The 3,898-nt window shown below is 57.7% G+C and carries 4 protein-coding genes; 1 reads left to right on the top strand and 3 read right to left on the bottom strand.

Annotation, left to right across the window (positions count from 1 at the left end; all coding sequences use genetic code 11):
- From VGK48_04000 to VGK48_03990, 3 genes are all read right to left on the bottom strand, one after another.
- Positions 1-1,280, bottom strand: a 1,280-nt coding sequence (locus VGK48_04000) for a tannase/feruloyl esterase family alpha/beta hydrolase (GenBank protein ID HEY2380327.1), incomplete at its 3' end; no start/stop codon positions are given.
- A gap of 64 nt (positions 1,281-1,344) precedes the next feature.
- Positions 1,345-1,626 carry a hypothetical protein gene (locus VGK48_03995; protein ID HEY2380326.1) on the bottom strand — a complete coding sequence of 94 codons (282 nt, stop codon included), beginning with the start codon at positions 1,624-1,626 and terminating at the stop codon, positions 1,345-1,347.
- Positions 1,627-1,709: 83 nt separating this feature from the next.
- Positions 1,710-2,579: a hypothetical protein gene (locus tag VGK48_03990; GenBank protein ID HEY2380325.1), complete on the bottom strand. Its 870-nt coding sequence runs from the start codon at positions 2,577-2,579 to the stop codon at positions 1,710-1,712.
- A 191-nt stretch (positions 2,580-2,770) separates the two neighbouring features.
- Between VGK48_03990 and VGK48_03985 the strand changes: the two genes are divergently transcribed.
- The coding region (locus tag VGK48_03985; GenBank protein ID HEY2380324.1) for a hypothetical protein at positions 2,771-3,898 on the top strand (1,128 nt) is incomplete at its 3' end.

The following is a 3,898-nucleotide window of genomic DNA, read 5'->3' as shown; positions in this document are numbered from 1 at the left end:
AGCCGGTAGTTTTCTTTCACCTTGTTGGCGCCGCCCATCGTTTTCAGCACGCTCTGGTAGTACTCGACGCTGCTTCCCGATGGAATCTGCTGATCCGCCCAGCCGTGGTATTGAATCATCTTTCCGCCGCGGGCGAAGAAGGCTTTCAGGTTCGGATCCATGGCGTTGATCTCGCCTTTTTCGAGCTTATCGACCGCGGTCGCATCGCTGTCCCAGTTCAGGCTCTTGTAATCAAAGTTAGCGCCCTTCTCCATCATGAACTGATACATCTGCGTGCCGATTCCAAACGGCTGAGCGCCGCCGAACGTGCTCCACCCCATTTCGCTGCCATATTCGAGACCCGGGAAGATTTCTTTCTTAGTCCGGGAATTGACTACCGGCTTGTACATCGTTTCCGCGGACTGAACCTGCGCGGCGGTCAGGCAATCGGAGGAATCGCCGGCCTTGCACAGCAGGACTTTCGGGTCGAATTTGCAGACGCGAGGATTTTCGATAACCCGGTCCTTTACCCCGTCGAGAGCATCGCAGGCCTGAAGCACCGCATCGTGAATGGCCGGATATTTGGCGGGCGGAATATAGCTCGCATCATCTTTATGCATGTTCTGAGCAATCCAGACAGCGAAGGCGGCCCGGCCCGTGGTGTTCAAAGCGGGGGCGCCGCCAATGATGCCGTCGAAGTCCGCGGGGTACACCTGCGAGGCCTTCAGCGCCTGCCTTCCGCCGGCGGAACAGCCGTTGAAGTAAGAGAGCTTGGCGGCATTGCCGTAGTAGGCATTGATCAGGCTCTTGCCTTGCGCCGTCATTTCGTGGACCGCGCGTGAACCGAAGTCGACGCGTTTGTCCTCGCTCTGCATCCAGACGCCGGCCCCGCCTTCGTGGCCGGTATCCGTCGCAGCGGCGGCATATCCGCGGCGCAACGCCGTGGCGAGTGCATTGTCGTCGATGCTGCCGTTCCAGCCGCCGTTTCCGACAGCCTCAAACTTGCCGTTCCAGTTCGCTGCTGCCGGCATCCAGACTTCGATTTTGATATCAGAGTCGGTGGTCGGCTTCACCGTTGCGGCGATCCTGCAGAATGCAGGCAGATCCTTGAAGGCATTGCCGCCACCACGGCCGCCGCGGGCGGCGGGCGCAAATGCTCCGGCAGCCACAGCTTCGGCCGCCGTGATGGTGGTGTTCGGCAGTTTCAAGGAGGATAGGTTCTCGCATGCCGCCGCGGACGCGGGAATCACGCTCACCACAAGAACCAGCAAAACAGCACAACACAAGATGACTTTGGTCATTTTCGATACCCTCGCAGCTTGTCGTCGATTCGTGCGCAATTATAGCCCAATGGGAGCCAGTCCACTACGGACCGATATGCTGGATCTTATGCTTCTGCAAGTACCAGCACGGAGTAAGCCCGAAATGGGGCAGGAGCGCGTCGATACAGGTTTCCATGATGGGCAAGCCAGCCGAGTACTCCACTTCGTTATATCGATTGATTTCTGCAAATATGCGGCCGACCTTCACCTGTTCAACCGGTCGTCCGCGGAAGCGCGCCCAGAGATCGTCCGCGAGGTAGAGCAGGGCCGCGGAAGCGACCAGAACCACACCAGTCCAAAATGCGATTTTACGGATAGTCTTCATTCAGCGTTTCATCCTGGACAGTATTTAGCCGCAAACTGCGGCGATTTCGCGAACTAATTAGCCTGATCGGCGCAATTCGCGGCCTATTTACTTCCGGATCGGATCAGGTCGCGCGCGAACCATGCCAGAATGCGCGGATCCCGGGGGAACTCTCTCAAGCGGTAAGGTAATGCGCCGTAACCGTAGGCGACATAGACTCGGACAGGGACATTGTGTTCACGAGCGGTGTTGCACATTTGTGCAGCCGGCAGGCCATGCAGCAATTCCAGTTCGCAGGAGACGCTTGCGTTTCTCAGCGCCGTCAGCGCGCGTGTGCCGGCCATCTCGTTATGAGTCGCCACGGCCACATGAGATGCGCTATTCGCGATGAGCGAATCGATCAAACGGATAAACCCTTCGCGCGAATCGGTTTCGCCGCCATTCAATCCAGCCCACTGGCCTTTGACGACGCGAACGTGTAGCCCCTTCGCGGCAGCAAATTCGGCGTCCCGCACGCTTCGGCGCCAGCGTGCGGGGATGGTGCATCCGAGGTTCGAGTAAATCGTACAAGCGGCGTCGATCAGTTCGAAAGTCCGGTCGACGGTGTCCGGCCCGATGGAGTCGAAGTGGATCGTTGTGCGCGTTCGTGCAGCCCTGTCGATTAGTTTCTTCACCAGTTCGAAGTCGAATTCCAGCGCAGAGGCTTTGACGGATAGGTAGCAGTCATTGGCCAGGCCGCGGATCATGTCCAGAAGGCCCAGATAGTTTTCGCAGACCGCAATCGGACTCTCCGAACGGCTATTCCAATAGCAGACTGTCGTTGCGATGCCTCTCGCGCCGAGCCGTTCGCAAACCTGCCGGGCATCAGCGATAGAGGGTCCGGCAACATAGGAGCTACCTGCCCGTTGCAACAGGTTCTGAATCGCATGGTTCAGGCGGTCTACTCCAAACCCGCAGGCGTGTCCGGTTTCCACAGATTCGCCAAAGCACGATATTGGCCGGAGGTGGATACGGCAGTGAAATTTCACGGCGGACTAAGCAATTCACCCTACTTGTTTTTAGAGATCCCAGCTTCGTAGGATCTCAGAACTCGCCGGAAAGGCACGCTGTACCCCGTTGTTGCCTCGTCCGCTGTTATTCAACCCGAATTTTTACGGAGGGCTTAGTGTCTCCACGTGTGCTGGTTGTGTTTTTGTGTGGTTTGTTGTTTTTCTCCTGTACCCAACCTGTTGGAGCGCAAGCTCCAAGTCAATATCTGCCGGCGATGGAAGCCGGCGGCGGCACCGATTTCGGGCTGGCTCTGTTGAATTCAGACACGGCGGATGCTTCGGTCATGGTAACCGCGCGTACATACGACGGTCTGACAGTTACCGGCGCGGGCATCGTCAATCCCGCCAACCTGATCATTCCTGCCTCAGGAAAACTCGAGTTGCGGCCGGAGGATATTTTCGGCAGCGCAATCTCAGGACTTGCCGGCTGGTTGGAGATTTCGCCGTCGACTTCTGCGGTAAAAGCTTATTCGTTCGTGTTTGATGGCGCGTTAACCGAACTTGAAGGAGTCGCGGTGACGTCCACGCCATCGAGCCGGTTGATTTTCCCGAAAGTCTCGGCGGGTTCGGGCACGGTATTGCACGTCGTCAATACGTCGTCTGCACCTGTGGATTCCACGATCTCCCTATATGACAACACGGGAGTCATCGTTGCTTCCATACCGGTTTCACTGCCCGCGCTGTCGGGCTTCGTCCGTACAGCGGATGACCTGATCCAGGGAAATCCGTCATTCGACGGTTACGCCGTTGTGCAAAGCTCCGGCACTTTATTCGCGCCGCAGAGCCTTGCCGGCTTTGAGACATATCACAACCAGTCCGACCTTGCCGCGGTGCGCGGCATTCCAGCCGGCGGCGCTCTGCCGAGCGGCTACTGGCCGCACTTTGCCAGTGGAGGCGGGTATGCCAGCCGCCTGACGCTCATCAACACCACCGAAACACCACAAACATTGCAGATTTCCGCGTCGACCGATGCCTCGGGAACTGCAAGTGTCACCCGGACGTTGATGCCGAACGAACGAATGGATGAGTCGGTGGCAGAGGTCTTTGGATTTTCGAGTCAGCTGCCGGCGGCTGGCTCTCTTCAGTTTTCAACACAGTCGAATGTAGCGGCGTTCGTTGGTGTTCTGGAATACAGCACGGCCGATGGCGCGTCATTGTCTGCGGCAGAGCCTCAAAGTCAGGCGCAGTCCGATTTCTACTTCACCCATCTGCTTGAGAGCGAGGGTTACTACACAGGAGTGGCG

The sequence above is a fragment of the Terriglobia bacterium genome, from assembly GCA_036496425.1.
GTDB lineage: Bacteria > Acidobacteriota > Terriglobia > 20CM-2-55-15 > 20CM-2-55-15 > 20CM-2-55-15.
Note: the sequence above shows the minus strand (reverse complement) of the source record. Positions and strands in the feature narration are given on the sequence as shown.